Below are 20,138 nucleotides of genomic sequence, written 5' to 3'. Positions count from 1 at the left end.
AGTCAGTCGCGTTACTGACTGGCATTTTTTATAAAAAGCTATTTAAGATGGCTAAGGAAGCGCTCCGTTATTTGTACCGCTCCCCAATTCTTCCGGTAATTATCATTAGGGATGCTAAGGTCGAGATTTCGTTCATAATCAATGCGCTCTTCAACGAGTAGCTGAACCAAACGGTCAATGGTTTTCTCTATATGTTGTTCCGATAATTGCTGATAACTGTTAAGATGACGCACCTGCATGACATGATTCTTTGACCCAATATGGTTGTTATGAATCAGCGTTACTTCCCTTCCACTCTTTGAGCGATATGTTGTTTCAGCAATGTTAGTTGATAATTGTTTATAATTAGTTTCCTCTAAATCAATTAACACCACTTGATTGCGCCCCTCAACATCCGTGATCTTCACATCACCTTTTCCATGACCGCTGACAATATAGAGGTCATCACCTTGAGTTCCCGCTAATTGGTCTTTTCCATCTAAAGAGATTAGTACATCTTGATGCATCCCTTGTGCCAATAAAATATCATCACCTTGCCCGCCATACAGCACATTTTCACCGCCTTGGGTAATCAGCTTATCGTGACCACTCCCCCCCTTAATAATGCGCCCTTGTTGAGACATATCCATGACATGATCATTGCCACCTAAGGTATCAATAAGCCAATTATTTCTTGTACAATCCTGATGTAATACAATGCCATCATCTTTCAACGTTAGGTTTAAAGGTCTCGCGCCGTCATTGACTACCACGCCATTTAATGTGCTTGTAAGTTCATCAATAGGTTTCCAAGTGGTGAATTCCCCAGACTGCTTGGCTTTATGGAGTTTTTCAGAGAGATAATTAACGAGCGGGGTCATCCCGTGGCTCGTGGAGGAGCTAAATTTTTCGTCTAGCCGCTCATAGTGGTGAATATTGAAGTTTCCTTCGCCATCGTCGTTAAAGGCTTTAATTTTTACAAGCTTACCGGCTGATGATGCATAAAACTGGTATTTTGCATCACCCTCTTCGATTGGTTGATGTTTAAAATTAACCAAATGAATATTGTTATTCCCAATAGAGTCTTCAATATATACCGCACCAGTCTGATTACCATCGATGATATAGTGGTCATCCCCAACGCCTCCCATTAGCGTATCGTTTCCCTGACTTGATAACAGCAGATCATGGCCTAATCCACCACTGACAAAGTTATCCCCCGCACCACCATATAAAATATTATTTCCACCACTAGCTTTAAGATTATCATCACCATCTCCCCCCAACAGGACATAACTTTCTAAACCTTTATTGATAATAGTATCGTCACCGCTTTGAGCATCAATAACATGCTTTTCGGATTGATAGCCCATTGGCAAGATAATTTGATCGTCACTTGTGCTACTTTCTTTAACTGGGTTTACTGGTGATAGGCGGTTTTCCTGTAAGTTGACTTTAAATAAATTGCTATGCTTATCTTGGATTAAAACAACGTCAGAGAGCTTATTACCTACGTTGCTAAATTTAATCGCCAATTTTTTTTGCCCAAATTTATCTACGCTGTATAGCTGTCCATCGTCCATATAGAGTGAATAACCAATCTCTGTAGGTAACAATAAGCACAGACTATCTTTATCTGTAAAACAGTCATTTACTTTAGAAAAATCAAACTCAACCTCACCATACTCCTCTTTGCCTTGCACTATTTGATAGGTATCTAGTCCTTGACTCACTTCAATATAACTCCCTAGTTTTATCAGGGGTAATACGTTGTTTTGACTATTTCCACGGTAAGTTAAATGCTTTGCATGGCCTATTGGAATGAACCATCCCCATGTAGGCTTTTTATAATGACGAGATTGGTTTATCGTTATAATACCCACTGATTCATCTATTTTGACGGATTTTCCGTCTGTAGAAGGGAGTTGGTCACTTTCTTGTACATAACTTAAGCTGAAATACTGGTTAGGATGTTTTTCATCTATCACTGTTATCATCACCCAACCATCAAGAGTTTGTAGCTGATATCCATGATGTGGTGCCTTCAAAGCCGAATCTTGCACATTTTCGAGAACAATAGTGACTTCACTTTCCACATTTTGAAAAAAATGGCCATCAATACTATTTTTGGGTTGTTTGAGCGTTAAAACCAAGTGGTTGCCGTCTATTTGAACGTGCTTTATTTCATCTAAAAAATACTCTAAAGTGACTCTGCTTTGTAAGTAATTAGATTCTTTAATAACCACCTTTGCCTGAAACTGATGGCGACCTTCTGTATAGCTAGGGTTAAGGTACTTTCGCGTTTTCACTGCTTTGTCTTTTCTGTCAAAATAACGCTCTGTAAGGTACAAGTCATCAGCATGTTCAAGCCACTCATAGCGGCGAATATGATAATTGTCATTTCCATCACCACCAATGGCAATACCTTGAGTTAAAATGAGTTTATCATCCCCTCCTTTACCCTTTAAGATATCCTGACCTAGCCCACCATCCAATATGTTTGCAGTGTCATTCCCCTGTAAATGGTCATTGCTATTCCCCCTGACCATCACACTTTCCATACTTTGCAAATGCGCAACCGGAATAAATGGGTTATCTCCCTCTCGCTGATAATGCAACATATTTTTGTTTAAGTTTACGCATACACGATAGCTATCGGGTAGGTTATCAATAATGACGGTATCCTGCCCCCCTTGGCCATCAAGGTACTTAGTCGGCTTGTTATCTTCTCGGGATGTTAACGAGGCTAAACTGCTATCTCGGATAAAAAATAGATCGCTCTCATCTCCTCCTGCAAAATATTTCTCACCGGATAACACCTGAAAGGCATTTTTCTGTGCTTTTTTACCAATGACAACATCATTACCATTCGCCGTATTCCAGCTGGTTCCTTCACTATTGGTATTTTCAATATATAACGCTGTTCGCTGGCTGTTATTCACTAAATGCTCACTAAAAGCACGTTCGTTTTCTCTGAACATATGTTGCCCTAAGACACCGAACTCCGTTTTTTTCGAATAAAAACTAATTTGTTCCGGGTGAGAATTTATTAACTGATATTGCAGGGGCAATGACAATTCATTATCTAAAATTTGATGTCGTGCTTTAAATGCCTCAAATAATGGGCTCTTATAAGCAGAATTTAAAGAATAACGCTCATGAGTGGCGATACTGCCCGTATTTTTAAGATCAAATACCGCTTTCTTTTTTGATTGAAGACGAAAACCATGACGAAAAGGCCAGCCCATTTTTTCATAGAGATGCTTTAAATTTTTAAACCACGCAGTGGTTCGGACAACTTTATTTTTTAAAATAAAATCAACCTCATCAGCCGTAAACGTGGGAGCCCCTTTACGTACAAACCGTACAGAAGTCTCCCCCGCCCCCATATATAGATTCCCCAGCTTACCGTAGAAATAATTATCATAATTATTATAATTATTATAATTATCAACTAAATAGTATCGCTGTTCATTTTCATAGGTGGGCTTTTCAATAATACTGAGGTGATGAGCAAATCCTGCTTGTAGAATATTATTTTCAAATAAAGCTAGATCCATATGCCAATCTTGCTCTTTAAAAGCATTAATATAATGTTGTACATTCATTTCTTGCTGACTACGTAGGGTTGGGTCTAGGCCTAAAGCACCACGGATCCCTTCTTCTAATTCACGATCCCAATCAATATCAATAACTTGTTTGATATTTTCAACCGCGCGAACGCCGCTATAAACCCAGCCTCCTACTAGTAATATCCCACCAATAACTAGCCCAGCGACTGGAATTGCAGAGGACCCCACTAAAATACCAATAACGGTGACTCCATTAATCACTGCACTCGCAATAGAAAAAGAAGCATTTACAATAAGGTCTTGGCGCTGTTTAGAGTCTGTTACGCAGTCCAATTTAGATAAGCTATCGTAAGCTTGATAAACATCAATTCCCATCCCCACCAAATTGAAAATCACCACGGTTCCTGTAGCAATCCTCGCGCGAACTAATGAGGTGGCTCCCTTACCTGGTGCGATATTTAATAGCATTGGTTGCACTATCATATCGCCATAATTAAACAGGGCAGACGCAGCCAGCAAATAAAACTGTTTTTCTAACTCTTTAATTTCCTCGTCACTAAGGTCAGGGTTATCTAATTTATCCAAAATTGTATGCGCGCTAATCAAACTTTGGATAGCACCGGCTGCGCCCATTATTTGCCCAGAGCGATTTGCTATACGCTGAAATTGAGGAAGCTTATGGCCGGCTTGGTGAATCTTAAGCAGCGTTGACGGTGGGATAATATCCCGTTGAATATCGAGATTATTCGCCAAATATTTGAACTGTCTTTTCAATACCCCCGATTCTGCAAAATTAACTTGGCGCTCGACTAGCTGATGGATATCTGCTGATTTTAATTGCTCATGGAACACTTTAATGAAAGCGAGATCTTCTTTTCCGCCTTCCATCAGCGTGAAATACATGGTTAGTTTATCAGGGGAAAAACGAATTTTATTATGTAAATCAGTAGTATTAAGGTCACCTAAAGAAATTGGTTTTCCATCAATCGTTGCACCTAGTTGTTGTAATTTCGCAAAGGCAATTTTTTCACCATTGAGCGTGACCCAACGGTTTTTTGGTAGCGTAAATTCAGCTTGGTCAATAATTGTTTGTCGTTGGCTGCGCATAGAAGGCAATGCGCTTTTAAAACCTGTCGAATCCAAGTCAATAAGCTGGAAGTCTGCTCTGAATTCACCATCAGAAAGTTGGAGGCTTTCACTAAAGTAATGCTTAATTTGCCGTTGGAATTGCTGCTGAGCTTGCTGAGAAGATCTGTTTTTTACACTCAGTTGGACCCCTTGAGGGTCAAATAAGCTAATTTCATAACCTCCATTACGTTGCACATGAGTGACGGTGTAAGTGACCGTTTTCCCCTTTAAGAATATTATTACGTTATTCGTATCTGTAACTGCTGAAAATAGATTTTCTATCGGTTGATCCGCTATTGAAACCCCATTATTGTGAACTTCAATATTAATATATTGGCTGTACTGTTCCATCTTTCTCAACAGTGATCTTTCTGCTGATGTCGATGCATTTTTCACTGTAGCTTGCTCTATTTGCGATTTACGTTCAATAAAGTCTCGTGCTAAATGACCACCTGCTAAATAAAATTCAACTGCGTATGTTCCCCCCAAAGTTTGATCCATCCCGCGGCTTTGAGAGCCAAAACGAATAACTCCATGGTTCACTAGCTCAACCTTATTACCATACATTAACTGTTGGTTAAATTGGGTCAATCGCTGTACTTGGCTTTGTTCATAAATACTAAATGCATCCGCAAAAGAATATTTTTTTAATGGCGCATTATCGCCAGTAAAATTAGCTGTGGAGAGTTTACTAAAGTCATTTAACCTATTGCTAAATGAAATGAATTCATGATTATCTGTCACTAATGCTAAAATTTTGCCTTTATCTATTCCATCCCCTGCGGGAAATAGTTTCATTAATATCTTCTGCGAACGCCCACTTAAGTGATTTAATATTGATATGTCATTTTTTATTGCGATCAATAATGTCTGAATATCGCCTGCTTGTTGTTGATGGCTACTTGATATTGTAGGTTCTAAAAGCAGCTCTAGTGATAATGTATTCGTTTCAGCGTTATGACTTAGAAATTCATTTAGTTTTCGGTTAACTAACGGGTCTGATACTGCGATGTTTAATTTTTTAACATCTATATTTCCATTTTCATCTGAAAAATACGTCAATAAATAAGCGTGATCTGTCTTATTGATATCTTGAATAGAAATTTCTTTTAACGCTATTTTTTCAAGTATCTCAATAATAGAATGGGGTGATTTTTTACTGAGTACTGTTTCCTTTCTTTTTTTATTATGTGGCTCTAACAAATGACCTTGAGTTTCATCATTAAAGTTAGATTTAACTGTCAATGGAATTCCACGTGTTTTTAGGTTACTAGAAAACTCATAGATAAATTGCCTATGCCGACTTCCTGTCTCTTTCATTGAAGGATCGGTTAAATGAAATATAATATTTTGAGCATCTATTTGTGGGTACTTCTTTCTTAATACCGATAATTCAGCGGCCAACCTAGTCGCTGATTTTTGAATAACGCCATCATCCCCTATAAGCAACCAACTGACCTTATGTTGCCTTTGAGCTGAAGTGGCTAAATCTAATGAACCATATTCTAAAATGTGTTTTTTCCGGTCTACATCCATTTGAAATATTACCGTACCCAATGGGTCCCTAGTCGCTATTTTTTCTGCTAGATGTAAGCCACTCTCACCCTCAGACAAGCGAATAACAACAACCTGCTCTGAGCTCGTCGGCTGTCTACCCGTCGGTGCTTTAAGAATGCGTTCAGCGTCGACCATTTCCCAAAGAGGCACATCAGTAATTTTCATTTCGCTAAGTTTCTTGGAAAATTTCGTGTGAAAATCCGCCGGTAAAACTCCATTACTTTTGTTTAATTCTTCATCGAATAATCTATATGCATCAGGGTTATAACACACTTGTTTTAATAAATTGATATCAAATATTCGAGGATCTATACCTCTAAACATACGTAAAGGATCTATCTTAGAAGATTGTATTAACTGGGCAAAGGTGAGTTCACCACGACGTAATTCATTAATAAAATGTAGTGCTGCGAACCGATTATTTATCTCTACTTGGCCCGTCTCAGAATGATATGTATAAATCATCTTATAACCCTCTGTAGCAACTGAACTTCCATATTCCCCAGTAGGATAAATTCTTTTCTGGCCATTATTTGCCACATTAATTTCCCGGCTGTAAGCAACAACTGGCACATTAATATGGCTCTCACTTAGCAGTACAACGGCTTTCAATGCAAAGTTTTCATTTATCCCGCCGCGGCTTAACTGGCAGCCCAACATGACTAACTTATCTGGATTATGATTATTGAACACTTTTTGTTTTAGATAATTTAGTCCTTCGGTATATTCACTTGCTGATTTATAGGCATAGACGGTTGGATTATTTGCGCCAAAATAATCACCATGCCCTACCGTTATCCAACGCACTTTCCCTGACTGAGCTCGGGTAATATCACCATGTAAAACATTATATTGCTGTGTCATTAAACTATATTGAATAACCATCGTATCAGCAGGGTGTTTAGAAAATGCATTAGCTACAGCCCCCGCAGTTACACTATCCCCCTCTAATTGAATGATGACATTATAGTTATACTTATTTGGTTGCTCACTATTAGTACTACTTTGTTGATTATTTTTTGTTTCTAAAGTCTTCTCATTATTATATTCCAGCAAAGGCTTCTTCCAAATATCTATGTTTTCTATTTCGGGTGAATGCTCTCCTGCAAGAATAGGTTTACGTTTATTAGCATCATCATCTAAATGGATATCTTTAAATTCATCGTCAATATCACTAGCTTGTTGATTATTTTCCGCATTGTCATTCAGGCTTTTTTTCCGCCGAATTGATATTACCCCTTCTAAGTAGCTGGCTGATATTTTTCTTTTCGGTTCAAATAACCCGCTACTATCACCTTCACTCCATTTTTTGTTTAACGGAGCTCGATATCCCTGATTAATTAATAGTTGTTGGAAATTAGATAGCTGATCCACATCATTAATAATAATAGAGCCATTGGAATTCGTTGGAAAATAAGTTTTTATTGATTCGGTTGATCCCTTAAGTTTATTTTTACCCTTCAAACTTTCAGGTAAGAAAAACGTTATCGGAAAATTTTCACTCATAACGCTGGCAGGGCTAGCATCATCAGCACCGTGGTGAACCATTTCAAACCCATTTTCACGGCCTAGTTGGCGATTAATATTATTTTTAATCTGTTTTATTTTTTTATTGATAACTCCGTTATCTTGCCCCTCATAACGATCATATTCCGTCTTGTTATTAAATAATTTTTTTTGCTTGAAGGATAATTCATCATAATTAACACTTTTTTTCCACTCTTCCCAAGATGGCATTTCACTGACTTTGATATAATGTTCCAAATCCGATATTGGAAATATAATACTAAATAAATCATAATCAGCCGTTATCGGCTTGCCAGTTTTGCTATCTCCAACAACCAGAAATTCAGTGAATTTTCCGCTATCTTGATGATAAACTTTCCAACTATTTGAAGCGCTATTTTCATTTTTCCTCAGAAAAAATACTTTTTCGTTACCATTAACAATAGATGTAATACGTTGATAGCCACCATTATCGATGGGTTCTAATGGTGAAATGGCACTAAATCGCAATAATTCATCAATTCGCTCAGTACTAATCTCTAAATGAACACTAATGACCTTACCAGTGCCAAGTAGCCCCTGAATTTGGTCATTAAATTGGCTGCTATTATCTCGACCTGATTTTTTTGCAAATTGTTGTTGAATTGGAATAAAGCCACTGTGAGGTCCCCAATCTGCACTTTTACCTTTAACGGCTAAACCTTTACTACTGTACATTCCCGATTCAATTAAACTCGTTGATTTAATATCTACTGGCCGTATACCAATAATAATATTTTCTTCGGTAGCTATTTTCGTAAAAATGCGTTGATGGCTCACTGGAATGCCTGTTTTAACCTGCGAGACAGGTTCTGCCAACGGTTTCAGCTGTAGATTGATACTCGAATAACCTCGTCCTGCTTTGTTATTACCTTGAATTGTTACTTTGACATCCTTATCATTCATATTCTTATTTCCCTAAAAATTACAAATTCACTAACCATTTCAATTAATTATTATTAAAAAAAATAATTATTTTTCGATAGGAAAATAGCAAAATTCAAGGTATTCCCAAACTAGATTGAGAACAATTAGGACATAGTGTTAATTATTATTTTTATAACATGCTAAATATCAAACTATAAAAAAACCCCTATATTTAAGGGGTTCAAATCAGATGAGATGATTACCAGATAGGCTGTTCATCTTGCAAGAAAGGGTTTGTTTTTCGCTCAAAACCGAGATTAGACATTGGGCCATGCCCTGGAATAAATTCAAAATCATCGCCAAGAGGCAATACTTTGTTTTTAATAGAGGAAATTAAGTCTTGATGGTTACCACGTGGAAAATCACTTCGCCCGACTCCCCCTTTAAACAATACATCACCCATTGAAATTAATTTATCAGCGTGATTCACAAAAATAATATGCCCAGGGGTATGACCAGGACAATGCAATACATCGAATGTAATATTGCCACAAGTTACTTTATCCCCTTCTTCTAACCAGTAATCTGGCGTAAAATCAGGGCATTCACCTATGTAAAACATCGCATTTTGCTCTGCGAGGTTTTCAATCCAAAAAGCGTCTTCTTTTTGTGGGCCATAAATAGGCACTGAAAAATGCTTAGAAAGAATAGCTGATGCACCTATATGATCAGAATGTCCATGAGTTAACAGAATTTTAGTTAACTTCAACCCAAGGTTTTCAATAGCAGAAATTAATTTTTCTGCTTCTCCACCGGGATCAACAACGACTGCATCTAACGTATTTTCATCCCAAATAACTTGGCAGTTTTGCATAAACGGTGTTACTGGGATAATAGTATATTTCATCGAGCAATTACTCCGTAATCTGTGTCACCTATGCACAGATTACCACGTTCTTGCAGGTCCTGTATCAATATGTATAAAATTGCTTCGAGGATAATAACCAACACCACCAGCCTTCATTTTCAGCGCAGCTTTGCGAATATTGCTCAATTGTAACCCTTCGATATGAAAATCCATTGCTTGCCCGCGAGTATGATAGCTTTTTTTCGCTACCCCTGAACCCTTACGGCGCAGTTGGTTATTTGTTTCTAAGGAACGGTAACCTGAAATCAGCTGTACAGGTTTATTTGTTCCCATCATCATTTGTAATAAATAGATTTGGTCAAACAGTTTAGGGTCGATGGTTTTCACTTTGTCACAACGATAGTCACGGAAAAAATGATTTAAACGTGCTAGTTCAGACTTATTGTAACGGCGCCCGTCAAAAAATTCAGTTTTTAACGATTCGCCTGTATTAATATTTTGAAAACGTAAAATACGTGGTCGAGGGGTCGTCATTGCAGCAAATACATGGCTTGGTAATAAGCTAAGGCCAATCGTTGCGGCCCCAATACCTAACCACTTTCTGCGGGATTGATCAATTATATCCATAGGTGATAGCTCAGACTCTAATAAATTCAGTATTAATCGATAAAATTTTGGCAACCTATTGAGTCTAGCAAATCATGCCTAGCTTTAATGTATAATTATGTAAAGATATGCATACTTCACAGGAATTTTATTGCAATTTTCGTCAAAAAGAGAGTTTTGTCACTCAAACTGCTCGAAACATGCAATTTAAAACACAAATTATGCTGCCTTTATCAAAGGTGAATACAATGGTAATAAGTGGATACCCATAAAACAACGGAATAAACAGGATAAAAACGGATTTTAGTGGAGTTTTGCTGAATGGAAATGTACGACGAAGAATATTCAAACAGTTAATTTAAAATATTTAAGGGGAGAAAAGCTCCCCTTTTAAATAAACGATTAGTGTAAAACCTTTTTCAATATTGGCAAATATTTATCTGCATTATTAATGGAATTATCATACTGATAAATATCGGCTCGATATTGTGGTTGCTGGTCTTTATCTACCCAAGCAGTTTGATAGTACAGAAAAACCGGGATCCTATCGGGTATATTCACATACCGTGTTGAGCCTTCTTTCAATGCACCATCAATTCGTTTTTGTTCCCAACCGGCATCACCTAACAAAATACTGGCTAATTCGCTTGCTTTATTCACTCGCACACATCCAGAGCTTATTGCACGTGCATTACGATTAAATAAACTATGGTTTGGTGTATCGTGTAAATAAATCGCATCTGAACTCGGCATATTAAACTTGTAGCGCCCTAATGAGTTAGTTGGGCCCGGTGCTTGTCGAATGCGATATGGGAAATTCGCTGGGGTGATATTATCCCAGTCAATAGAATATGGGTTGATTTCATATGAATCAGCGCCCCATCCGGAATAAACCGTATATCCTTTACGGCTAAAATAACTTGGGTCTTGTTTTCCTTTCGGTGCAATATCTTTACGGGCCATACTGGTTGGCACGCTCCAAGGCGGATTAATGACCACGTTATTTAGCGCACTGCTCATGATCGGTGTTTTGCGATCAGCACGACCAACAATCACTTTAGAATCTAATATTACTTCATCATTTAAATAAAAATCTAAAGAGTAACCTGGAATATTAACTAAAATCCCAGTACCACTACTTGCAGGAATAATACGCAAGCGCTGAATATTAAGCGCCATTAAACCCGCTTTCTGCTTAGGCTGCATATTTAGCCAAACACGTGTACCTTTTCCAACCACACCATCGGCTTCTAAACCATATTGTAATTGGAATTTTTTTACAGCGTCGACGAGTTCTTGGTCATATACTTTTGACACAGTGCTCACAGGTGTTTCTGTTGGTTCGACTGTTTGTTCAACCGCCTGCTCTGCAATTTGAGCCATTGTTTCTGGAGGTTCAATTTCTTCGGTTACACTTCCACCTTCAAGTAACCCTTCACGTTGCAGAATTTGACGTAAAATAACCACATCATCGCTAGACTGTCCTGGCTTTAATGTTTTTGTTCCCACCATTTCCAAATTATCTTCAGGCATCGCCAATAACTTCAACATTTCCTTGCGCATTGGCAAATACATTGGATGATTTGGTGCCTGTGATTTTACCCAATTACTTAGGTTATTAGACTCAACTGCCTCTAGCCATGGTTTCATTTGAGCCGTCGTGGGTGCAATAATTTTATATGGCCGATTTGTATATAGCCAGTACTGCCCACTCGCTTCTATCGAAGATAAATACTGTAAATATCCAAGCATGGCATCAGATAAAATAGCGTCACGGCCCAACTCATTTAATTGGTTATTTTCCAATATCGCCAACCATTCCCCGAATTGTGGCTGAACCCCAGCAAGAGATAATTCGGCCAATTGCTGTTGAAATTGGCTAATTGCTGTTTCATCTTGCCACAATAGCTGCATTTGCCTATCAGCATATAGTTTTGCTAATTGCGTAGAAAAAATGGGTTTCACATCCGCAGGAAGCGACTGTGTTATTTTGGCTAAACTTTCTGTTGGTGTAACTGAAGCTACCGTTTGAACTTCAGAAACACTTTGTTGCGTATTTTCTTCGTTTGAAAATGCAGGAAATTGTAACGCCATCAACCCGCATATTACTGAGACTTGCAGAGCTCGCACTCTTCTCTTCGCCATACATCCACCTTAATTTACTACATGGATAACAATTTTTTTATTATAATTACAATTTTATTGTATTTAATTTTAGCAGTAATGTTATAGGAATAGACTAATTTTCCTTTTTTCAGATTATATGCAGTTACGTTAACGATTAGTGAGAAAAAGAATTATTTTCATCATGAGGAGTTCAAAAATTTATTAGTGCTTTAAACATAGATGAATTTTATTTTAATTAAAAGCTTTACCCAACGTTTTCTTCACCACTTAACTCCATATAAAAAAAGTGGTTTTTATCATGGGATAATATATTTTAAAAATCGGGTTTTATTCAAATTAATTAATACTCCTATGAAACCGCTTTTATGTTATTTGTTAAATATAAAAAAGCCGATATTCATTCCTAAATACCGGCTTTCATTTTATTCACAAAAATTATTGCTGCAATGAGAGTGCTTGTACATTCGGGTTTTCTTGTCCAAACCCTTTTAAACCAACAACATGCACATGCTCATGTGTACCAATTACTTTACGAACTAATTTATACGTCGTGCCTTTCTCTGGGCTAATGTTTTCTGGTGCGGCAATAATCAATTGCATTTCAAGCCTATCGCACAGCTCAAATAATGTCGCAATAGATTTAGCATCTAATCGCGCAGCTTCATCTAAGAATAATAAACGACAAGGAATAATATCTTTCGCACGTAAACGACGAGACTCCTCTTCCCAGCTCTGTACCACCATCACTAAGATCGACATCCCAGTACCAATCGCTTCACCCGTTGATAACGCGCCACTTTCTGCTTTTAGCCAGCCATCTGAACCTCTGTTCACCTCGACGTCTAACTCTAAGTAATTACGGTAATCAAGTAATTCTTCACCTATCGTTTGTGGCAACCGCTGCCCAACATCCACTTGTGGGTTAAGGCGTTGATACAATTTCGCCATCGCTTCAGAGAATGTTAACCGTTGGCTGGTGAACAAGTCTTGATGCATTTCACTTTCTTCAGAAAGCACACTGAGTAACAACGCATGACTTTCTCGAATATTCACATTGAGGCGAACCCCTTTAACCTGGCCAAACGCTACCGCTTGCAGCCCTTGGTTTAGCATACGAATACGATTTTGCTCGCGCTGAATGGTTTTGCGAATAATATTTGCCACACTTTTTGAACTGATCGCCAATTTTTGCTCACGCGCTGTTAGCTCTTCTGTTAAACGCGCCAGTTCAATTTCCATTTGCTCGATTGCATCAATCGGGTCATCTGTACGAATAATATCTTGGCGAATACGTTCACGTAGGTGTTGGTATACCGCGATAAAGAAGTTTATCTTCCGCTCTGGGTGTTTTGGGTCTTCAGATAAACGCAATACATCACGTAAATGCTCGTTATCCGCAACCGCTAAACGCAGCGCACCCAAGGCTTTATCCGACATCGAACGTAAGCTATCACCGTCAGTATAGGCCAGCTCACGGCGATGTAGACGACGCTCAACGCCATTGTCTTTCACCAAGCGCATGACCGCACACCAACCGGCTTTTGCTGTCACTACCTGCTCACGCAGCATATAGTAGTCTTTTTCTAACTTACGAAGACGCTTTTGTAAGTTATCCATTTCAGCTTCACATAACGTCAGCTGTTTTTCTAACTGGTTAATACGACTACGATTTTCCATGACTCGCTGGTGCAGTTCATCACGTCGAATTCGAGCACGTTCTTGAGCATCAGGATCCGCTTTTACGCCAATTTCTTGCATTTCAACTTCGAGTTCTTTCAACATCTCTTGTTTGGTATCGAAAGAACTGCGTAACGAAGCGAGAACTTGATGGAACTGTGCACTTTGTGCTTGGTGCTGACGCAATTGTTCACGAGCACGTGTACGTTCAGTTTCTGCCTGCTCTAGACGCTGGCGTAGTTTTTCATTCAAGTCCGCATTTTCATTCACCATCCCCGTTGAATCACTGTAACTAAAGTGAGCACGGCGCTGAACGACTTCGACTAATGCAAAAGCTTGCTGTTTAGCATTTTGTTGGCTGTGTTTTGCTGACTCATAATCTTTGCGTAATTGCTCGTGTTGTTCAGGGTCACTGAGCAATACTGTCACAATCGGTTCTAATTTTTCTAACGCATGACCATGTTTATTCAGAAAATGTGCGGCTTCTTCCGCTTCCGTTAGCTCTACGCTTATCTCTTCGACTCTGTCCACCAATGTTTCATCGAGTAATAACCCCATCTGAGGTAATAAGCGATTAAGAGCAGCAAGGCTTTCTTTGCCTTGTGCAAATTGTTGACGTTGTTGCTGAGTTTGCTCTTCAAACTGTGCCAAAGCACGTTCAATTTCCGAACGTTTCTGATTAAGCGTACGAATTTCAGCTTCAGGATCATCTTCAAAGGCCACCGAAATATGTTGACCAATAAACCGACTGAATGCTTGGTGTGAACGCTGAATTTTCTGTACGTCAAATGATAAATTCGCATAACGCTCAGCCAACTCATCACGCTCAGCAGTTAATGACTCTAAATGACTTTCACGAGCTGCACGACCAAACAAAGGCAATTCAGGATAACGAGAGTAACGCCATTGGCGCTCAGACGAACGGACTAATACCGCACTTTCAAATTCTTGCGCATCAAAAACGCTGTCATCGAACGATTGAGGATCCCCTTCGATAAAATAAACATCATCAGGGCAATCTTGTAATGTTTCTAGCTGGCTACGAACCACAGATAAGTCTTGAACCACAATACCATGACGAGCTGGGCCATATAATGCAGAAAAATAAGCCGCATCTTCGATGGTAATATCATCATAAATTTCAGATAACAAAACACCATTAAAGCGCTCTGCCAACGCTAACATGCGGCCATCTTCAGCACCGCTTGGCTGGCTTAGCCGCTCTATTTGCTTTTCGAGATCTTTACGTTGCGCAGCAACTTCATCTCGTTCAACCGTTATTTCCCTTTCTTGTTCGAGGAGTTGCTGCATAAATTCAGTCACTGCAGTACTTGACTCAAACGTTTCATGGGATTGCTCATTAAGCTGTGTTAGAGCTTCTTGAGCCATAATCCATGCGGGAGCTTTAGATGAAAGTTGGCTAATACGCTGGCGAATTTGTTCCAATTCTTGGCGCATTTGCATCCGTCTTTCACCACTCTCATTCACACCAACACTAAGTTCCTCTTGTTGTGCTTCCAGCTCAGCCATTAATGCGTCAAGCTCATCTGGCTCATAGCTTTGCCCATGACGTTTACAAAATTCTGCCAACATACGTTCTGCATTTTGCTGGCTATTCAAACGCTGTTGTAATTCAGAGAGTTGCATACGTAACGGTTGCACTCGCTCCGCTAAATGCTGTTGAGATGACCAATCACGCAATAACGCCCGCGCTTGTTGGTATGCATCACTGCGGCTCACGTCACCTACCATACTTTTAACTAATTGATAGGCTTGCTCAAATTGGCTATGTGCGGCATCCGCCACACTCATTTTTTGCTCAAGCGCTAATAATGCTTGAGTTGCTTGTTGCTCACGCGCTTCGAAGGTATCTAACCATTCATCTGCATTATCAATGGATAATTCAGAAAGTTGGCATAATTCACGAGCACGCGTTAAAGCATGCAACGCTTGTTGGTACTGAATAGCACGTGTTTGTTGTACATCCAACGCTTGTTGGTAATCGGCGAGTTGGTTTTTTAGTTCATCAACTTCAATTTCAGCGGCTTCAGCTCGTGCCTCATACTCATCTTGAGTTTCAGTCGCTTCAGCAACGACTTCACTTTGTTCTTCAAGGCGATAAGTCAGCTCTTCGATATCCGCCTGATACCGGTCAATTTTCTCTTGCTGACGCAGTGCCGCTTGCACTAAATTCAAATGGTCACTGGCTGCTTGGTAGTCCGCTTCTAATTCTGTAGAAGCTCCATTCTGCTCATTCAACTCACGCGCCATTTCGACACTGCGGATTTGTTCAATTCGCAATTGTTTACGGCTGGCTAATAACTCATTGCGCGCAGCCAGTGCTGCATCAAGGTGAATCCGTCTTTCATTGGAATGGCGCATATAATCCGCAGAAACATAATCAGTCGCCTGGCTAATCAAATGTTTGAATAAGTCGCGGTCAGATTGCGTTACACGAATGGCTTCTAATGTTAAACGGTTTTCACGCAAAGCAGCTTCCATATCTTGGAATGCTTTACGTACCCCACTGTTTTCTGGCAATAAATAATCACGTAATGAGCGGGTGATTGCGCTAGAAATACCGCCATATAGTGATGCTTCAATTAGTCGATAATATTTGCTTCGATCACTCGCGGAGCGTAAGCGTTTAGGTAAAACCCCTAATTCAAATAAAACCGAATGATAGTCTGTTATCGAGTTAAACTGCTTGAATAAGATCCCGTCTTGTTGCTCAAGGCGTTCTTTGAGTTCATTCAGTGGAATGACTTTGGCTTGGCGCCCATCAATCACTTCAGTCAATATTTCTGTCGGCACAGTCGCTAAAGGAATACCTTGAACCATAAATGGCTTGATATCGACTTTTTTATCGCGCCCAGCGACTTGCTGTAAACGCACTCCCACCATAACACGCTGATGCTTCGAGTTTAATACATCCAAAATAGCGTAGCAGACCCCAGGGCGTAATTTCCCATGCAAGCCTTTATCACGCGAACCTGATGTCGCACCAGCTTCCGTTGTGTTACGGAAGTGAAGTAAGGTTAAATCGGGGATCATCGCGGTAATAAACGCCGCCATTGTGGTTGATTTGCCAGCACCATTACCACCCGATAACGTAGTCACTAATTCATCAAGGTCAAAAGTTCGGGCAAAAAAACCGTTCCAATTCACCAGCGTCAGTGAGCGAAATTTTCCGCGTTCAATCATTATTCTTCATCCTCATCACTTTCTGCCGGTTCTTGACTCTCTTCGCCATTCTCTTCATCACTGTCTTTTAGTGATAATTCACCGTCAAGAGAGATAGCTTCACCATCACGGATCATCCGTAACTGCGCATCTTGTGGATTATCACCACTGCGCACATCGGCACCAAAACGGAATACAGATTCACTAATAATAAATTTACTCGAATCATTTTGCAGGAAATGCACCATTCCCAAACGGCGTAAGCGATTAAGTGATGTTCTTAATTTTTCCTGCAATTTTTGTTTATCTAGGTCAGAACCTGTCGAACGTTGATTAACAAATTTAAGTAATTTGCTTTCATCCGCTAATGATAACAATTCTTCAAATAACTCTTGTGAGGTAAAAATACCTTGGTTACTCAAGCGTTCAGGGCTGAGATAGAGATAACAAAGAATTTTGCCGACCATCATATCTAATTCAGATAACACGGAGCGAGGTATTAAGGTTGTTGAGCGCGGACGTAAATAGAAGAAACCTTCAGGGGCGCGAATTAGCTCTACGTTATATCGTGCATAAAATTGCTCTAATGCTTCCTGAAAATCCATTAAAAATGCGTGGTTATCGAGGTCATCAACACTAATATGGCGACCTGAACGCAATTGGCTGTCTAGCTCTGGAAAAATCGGGTTAGCTAATGCTTGAGCCAGTTTAACTGGCATAAATTGTTCAATATTTGTCGATGACATGTGCCTGTACCTTGGCTCCGTGATCATTAATAGCTTGCCATTCTGCCGGTAATCCCGCCAAATCAGCCTCTGCGATACCTAATTTAACAGCTTGGTCGATAATAATTCGAGCAACATCAAAATGACGTTTTTGTGGATATTGCAGTAAGTAGTCATGCAACACACGGCCCACATCGAGTGGCCGCTGCTCGATTTTATAAATGGCTAACTCAATTTCCATTAGCTCTGCAAGCTGATCATTTAATTCACTAAACTCTTCAAATTCAAGCTCTGGAGGTAATTCACCCGTGACTTCTTCATCATGCAACGCGAGCTCTTCATCACGCATATCGAATAATCGATCCGCATTGGCGTAAGTGAGCGCCCAAGGGCTATCAAGGTAATGCTGAACGGATTGACGTAACCGCTGAGAAAAAATTCTATTTTTATCCATATCGATGGCCGTACGGATAAACTTATGAACATGACGATCATAACCAATCCATAAATCGATAGATTGTTGACCCCAGCTAACGATACGGTCTAATTTATTTTGCAGATCAAAAATAAGCCTATCCACTAAGTCCGAGAACACTGGCGCATTCATATTGGCTTCTTGGATACGTAATAAATTCGCTTGCAGTTTATCCCCTGCGGCTTCTAAGGTGTCTTGCAATTCGCGCAATGTACCTGATGTTTCTGACAATAATTGCTCACAGTTAGCGATAGCCGCCTGCCAGTCTTGATTTAATAATGCCGCAATATCTTCTTTTACTGAATTTTGTTGTTCATCCATAATGCGTTGCGATAAATCAATACTGTCAAAAATTTCAGCAACTGAATATTTTAGTGGAGCAAATACATAACGGTGCCAATAAAATTCATCCCCCCCTTCCTCAGCGGCTTCAGCGGCACGTTGTAGTTCTCCTGCAACAATAGAAAGCTGCATGGAAAGTCTTAATGTTGAGAATTCTCGCTGACGAATATAATAATCGCTGATACCAATCCCCAAAGGGGTTAGACGGTAAATTGCATTACCTTCAACAAGGTCACTAGCAAAACGGTTAAATATCTTCTGGCGAACCATATCATTGATAGCATTATTGGCTCTTACCGCCAAAGATTCAGTCGTCTGTTCAAACCCTTTGCAAACCTCACGAAAGGCATCAATCAGCTCCCCTTCACTCATTTCACCATTGACTCTTTCACTGTTTAATACCGCTACCGCCAGCAAAAATGCTAAACGTTCAGCAGGAAGTGAAATTGAAAAATCATTTTTTCGTGCCCAAGACACAAGTTCAGGGACGGTCTGGGAAAAATCACTCATAAATCGTCCTTTTGTATTTGTTTGCGTGCCATGACATGAATATAACGCCCCATGCTAATATAGGGTTCTTCACGGCAATACTGCTGTTCTAATGCCAACAATGCCGGAAAATCTTTTTGCTGTAACTGCCGACTTTGTAAATAGTCATGGAATACCCTAACACCACTTTTACCGATGATTTGCATATTGCACTCCTCCAACCAAGTATCAACTTGATGAGGAAAAAGCGGGTTTTGTGGTGATAACGAGCGTTTACGACGACGTTGAATATGTGGCGTTGCAAGATGAAAATTTCCCAAAATTGCGTTACGCATCACCAAGCCATTTGCATTATAGAACATGACAGAAAATACGCCTTCAGGTCTAATTATATCTACCAGTTGTTCAATTGCATATTTTTGATCGCTAATCCATTCAAGTACTGCATGAAATAAAACAAGGTCGACTGGTTCATCAACATACTGAGCTATGTCTTGCACTGCACAATGAATAAAACGCATGTTATCGCTTATGCCTTGTTTCTTGGCGAGTTCACTGGCACGCTCCAACATCTCTTCGGATAAATCGCAAAGTATCACTTGATGCCCCATTTCGGCAAGTTTGCGTGAAAAATGCCCTTCACCACCGCCTGCATCAAGTATTTTTAGGGTTTTACCCTCAAATTGGCTGCACAATAATTGAGTTAAATCTTGCCAAACTACCGCTTCTCGTATTTTTCCTTTTGTCGTTCCGTAGATATTTTTTGCAAATTTATCGACAATATCATCAAAGTTGCGGTCTGCCATGTGCTATCCGGTTGCCTATCATCTATTATTTAAAGCGGTTTATGAGCCAATTTGTCGCGAAAAAACGTAAAATGGTTGATTACATCCTGATACTGAGAAAATTAATGCTAACCAGAAATATTCTCACATTACATTGTACTTATCACATACAATGCCAAGCGACAGTTAAGGCAGGAATTATAACAGATAATA

At 39.5% G+C, this 20,138-nt stretch carries 8 protein-coding genes; all 8 read right to left on the bottom strand.

Annotated features, from left to right (window positions below):
- Positions 1–38 precede the first annotated feature (38 nt).
- The 8 genes from PSF28_RS01365 to cmoM all read right to left on the bottom strand — a co-directional run bounded on the left by PSF28_RS01365 (position 39) and on the right by cmoM (position 19,946).
- Positions 39–8,687, bottom strand: a complete 8,649-nt coding sequence (locus tag PSF28_RS01365) for an anthrax toxin-like adenylyl cyclase domain-containing protein (RefSeq protein WP_272684525.1) — start codon at positions 8,685–8,687, stop codon at positions 39–41.
- A 220-nt stretch (positions 8,688–8,907) separates the two neighbouring features.
- Positions 8,908–9,555 carry an MBL fold metallo-hydrolase gene (locus PSF28_RS01360; RefSeq protein ID WP_210838438.1) on the bottom strand — a complete coding sequence of 216 codons (648 nt, stop codon included), beginning with the start codon at positions 9,553–9,555 and terminating at the stop codon, positions 8,908–8,910.
- A gap of 39 nt (positions 9,556–9,594) precedes the next feature.
- Positions 9,595–10,143: a YcbK family protein gene (locus PSF28_RS01355; RefSeq protein ID WP_210838436.1), complete on the bottom strand. Its 549-nt coding sequence runs from the start codon at positions 10,141–10,143 to the stop codon at positions 9,595–9,597.
- A gap of 381 nt (positions 10,144–10,524) precedes the next feature.
- A complete protein-coding gene (gene ldtD, locus PSF28_RS01350; RefSeq protein WP_210838434.1) occupies positions 10,525–12,267 on the bottom strand; it encodes a L,D-transpeptidase in 1,743 nt (580 codons plus the stop codon).
- 417 nt (positions 12,268–12,684) lie between these two features.
- On the bottom strand, positions 12,685–17,130 hold the full coding sequence (gene mukB / locus PSF28_RS01345) for a chromosome partition protein MukB (protein WP_210839472.1): 4,446 nt from the start codon (positions 17,128–17,130) through the stop codon (positions 12,685–12,687).
- Positions 17,130–17,855 carry a chromosome partition protein MukE gene (gene mukE, locus PSF28_RS01340; protein WP_210839474.1) on the bottom strand — a complete coding sequence of 242 codons (726 nt, stop codon included), beginning with the start codon at positions 17,853–17,855 and terminating at the stop codon, positions 17,130–17,132. The genes mukB and mukE overlap by 1 nt, the downstream gene beginning before the upstream one ends.
- Positions 17,836–19,161 carry a chromosome partition protein MukF gene (gene mukF / locus PSF28_RS01335; protein ID WP_210839482.1) on the bottom strand — a complete coding sequence of 442 codons (1,326 nt, stop codon included), beginning with the start codon at positions 19,159–19,161 and terminating at the stop codon, positions 17,836–17,838. Before mukF ends, mukE begins: the two co-directional genes overlap by 20 nt.
- Positions 19,158–19,946, bottom strand: a complete 789-nt coding sequence (gene cmoM / locus PSF28_RS01330) for a tRNA uridine 5-oxyacetic acid(34) methyltransferase CmoM (protein WP_272683410.1) — start codon at positions 19,944–19,946, stop codon at positions 19,158–19,160. Before cmoM ends, mukF begins: the two co-directional genes overlap by 4 nt.
- Positions 19,947–20,138 lie beyond the last annotated feature (192 nt).

The sequence above is a fragment of the Providencia sp. PROV130 genome (assembly GCF_028482225.1).
GTDB classification, from domain to species: domain Bacteria; phylum Pseudomonadota; class Gammaproteobacteria; order Enterobacterales; family Enterobacteriaceae; genus Providencia; species Providencia rettgeri.
Note: the sequence above shows the minus strand (reverse complement) of the source record. Positions and strands in the feature narration are given on the sequence as shown.

Excerpts from the sequence above, each read along its gene's own strand:
- PSF28_RS01365 (WP_272684525.1), bottom strand. The coding sequence starts at position 8,687 with ATGAATGATAAGGATGTCAAAGTAACAATTCAAGGTAATAACAAAGCA.
- PSF28_RS01360 (WP_210838438.1), bottom strand. The coding sequence starts at position 9,555 with ATGAAATATACTATTATCCCAGTAACACCGTTTATGCAAAACTGCCAA.
- PSF28_RS01355 (WP_210838436.1), bottom strand. The coding sequence starts at position 10,143 with ATGGATATAATTGATCAATCCCGCAGAAAGTGGTTAGGTATTGGGGCC.
- ldtD (WP_210838434.1), bottom strand. The coding sequence starts at position 12,267 with ATGGCGAAGAGAAGAGTGCGAGCTCTGCAAGTCTCAGTAATATGCGGG.
- mukB (WP_210839472.1), bottom strand. The coding sequence starts at position 17,130 with ATGATTGAACGCGGAAAATTTCGCTCACTGACGCTGGTGAATTGGAAC.
- mukE (WP_210839474.1), bottom strand. The coding sequence starts at position 17,855 with ATGTCATCGACAAATATTGAACAATTTATGCCAGTTAAACTGGCTCAA.
- mukF (WP_210839482.1), bottom strand. The coding sequence starts at position 19,161 with ATGAGTGATTTTTCCCAGACCGTCCCTGAACTTGTGTCTTGGGCACGA.
- cmoM (WP_272683410.1), bottom strand. The coding sequence starts at position 19,946 with ATGGCAGACCGCAACTTTGATGATATTGTCGATAAATTTGCAAAAAAT.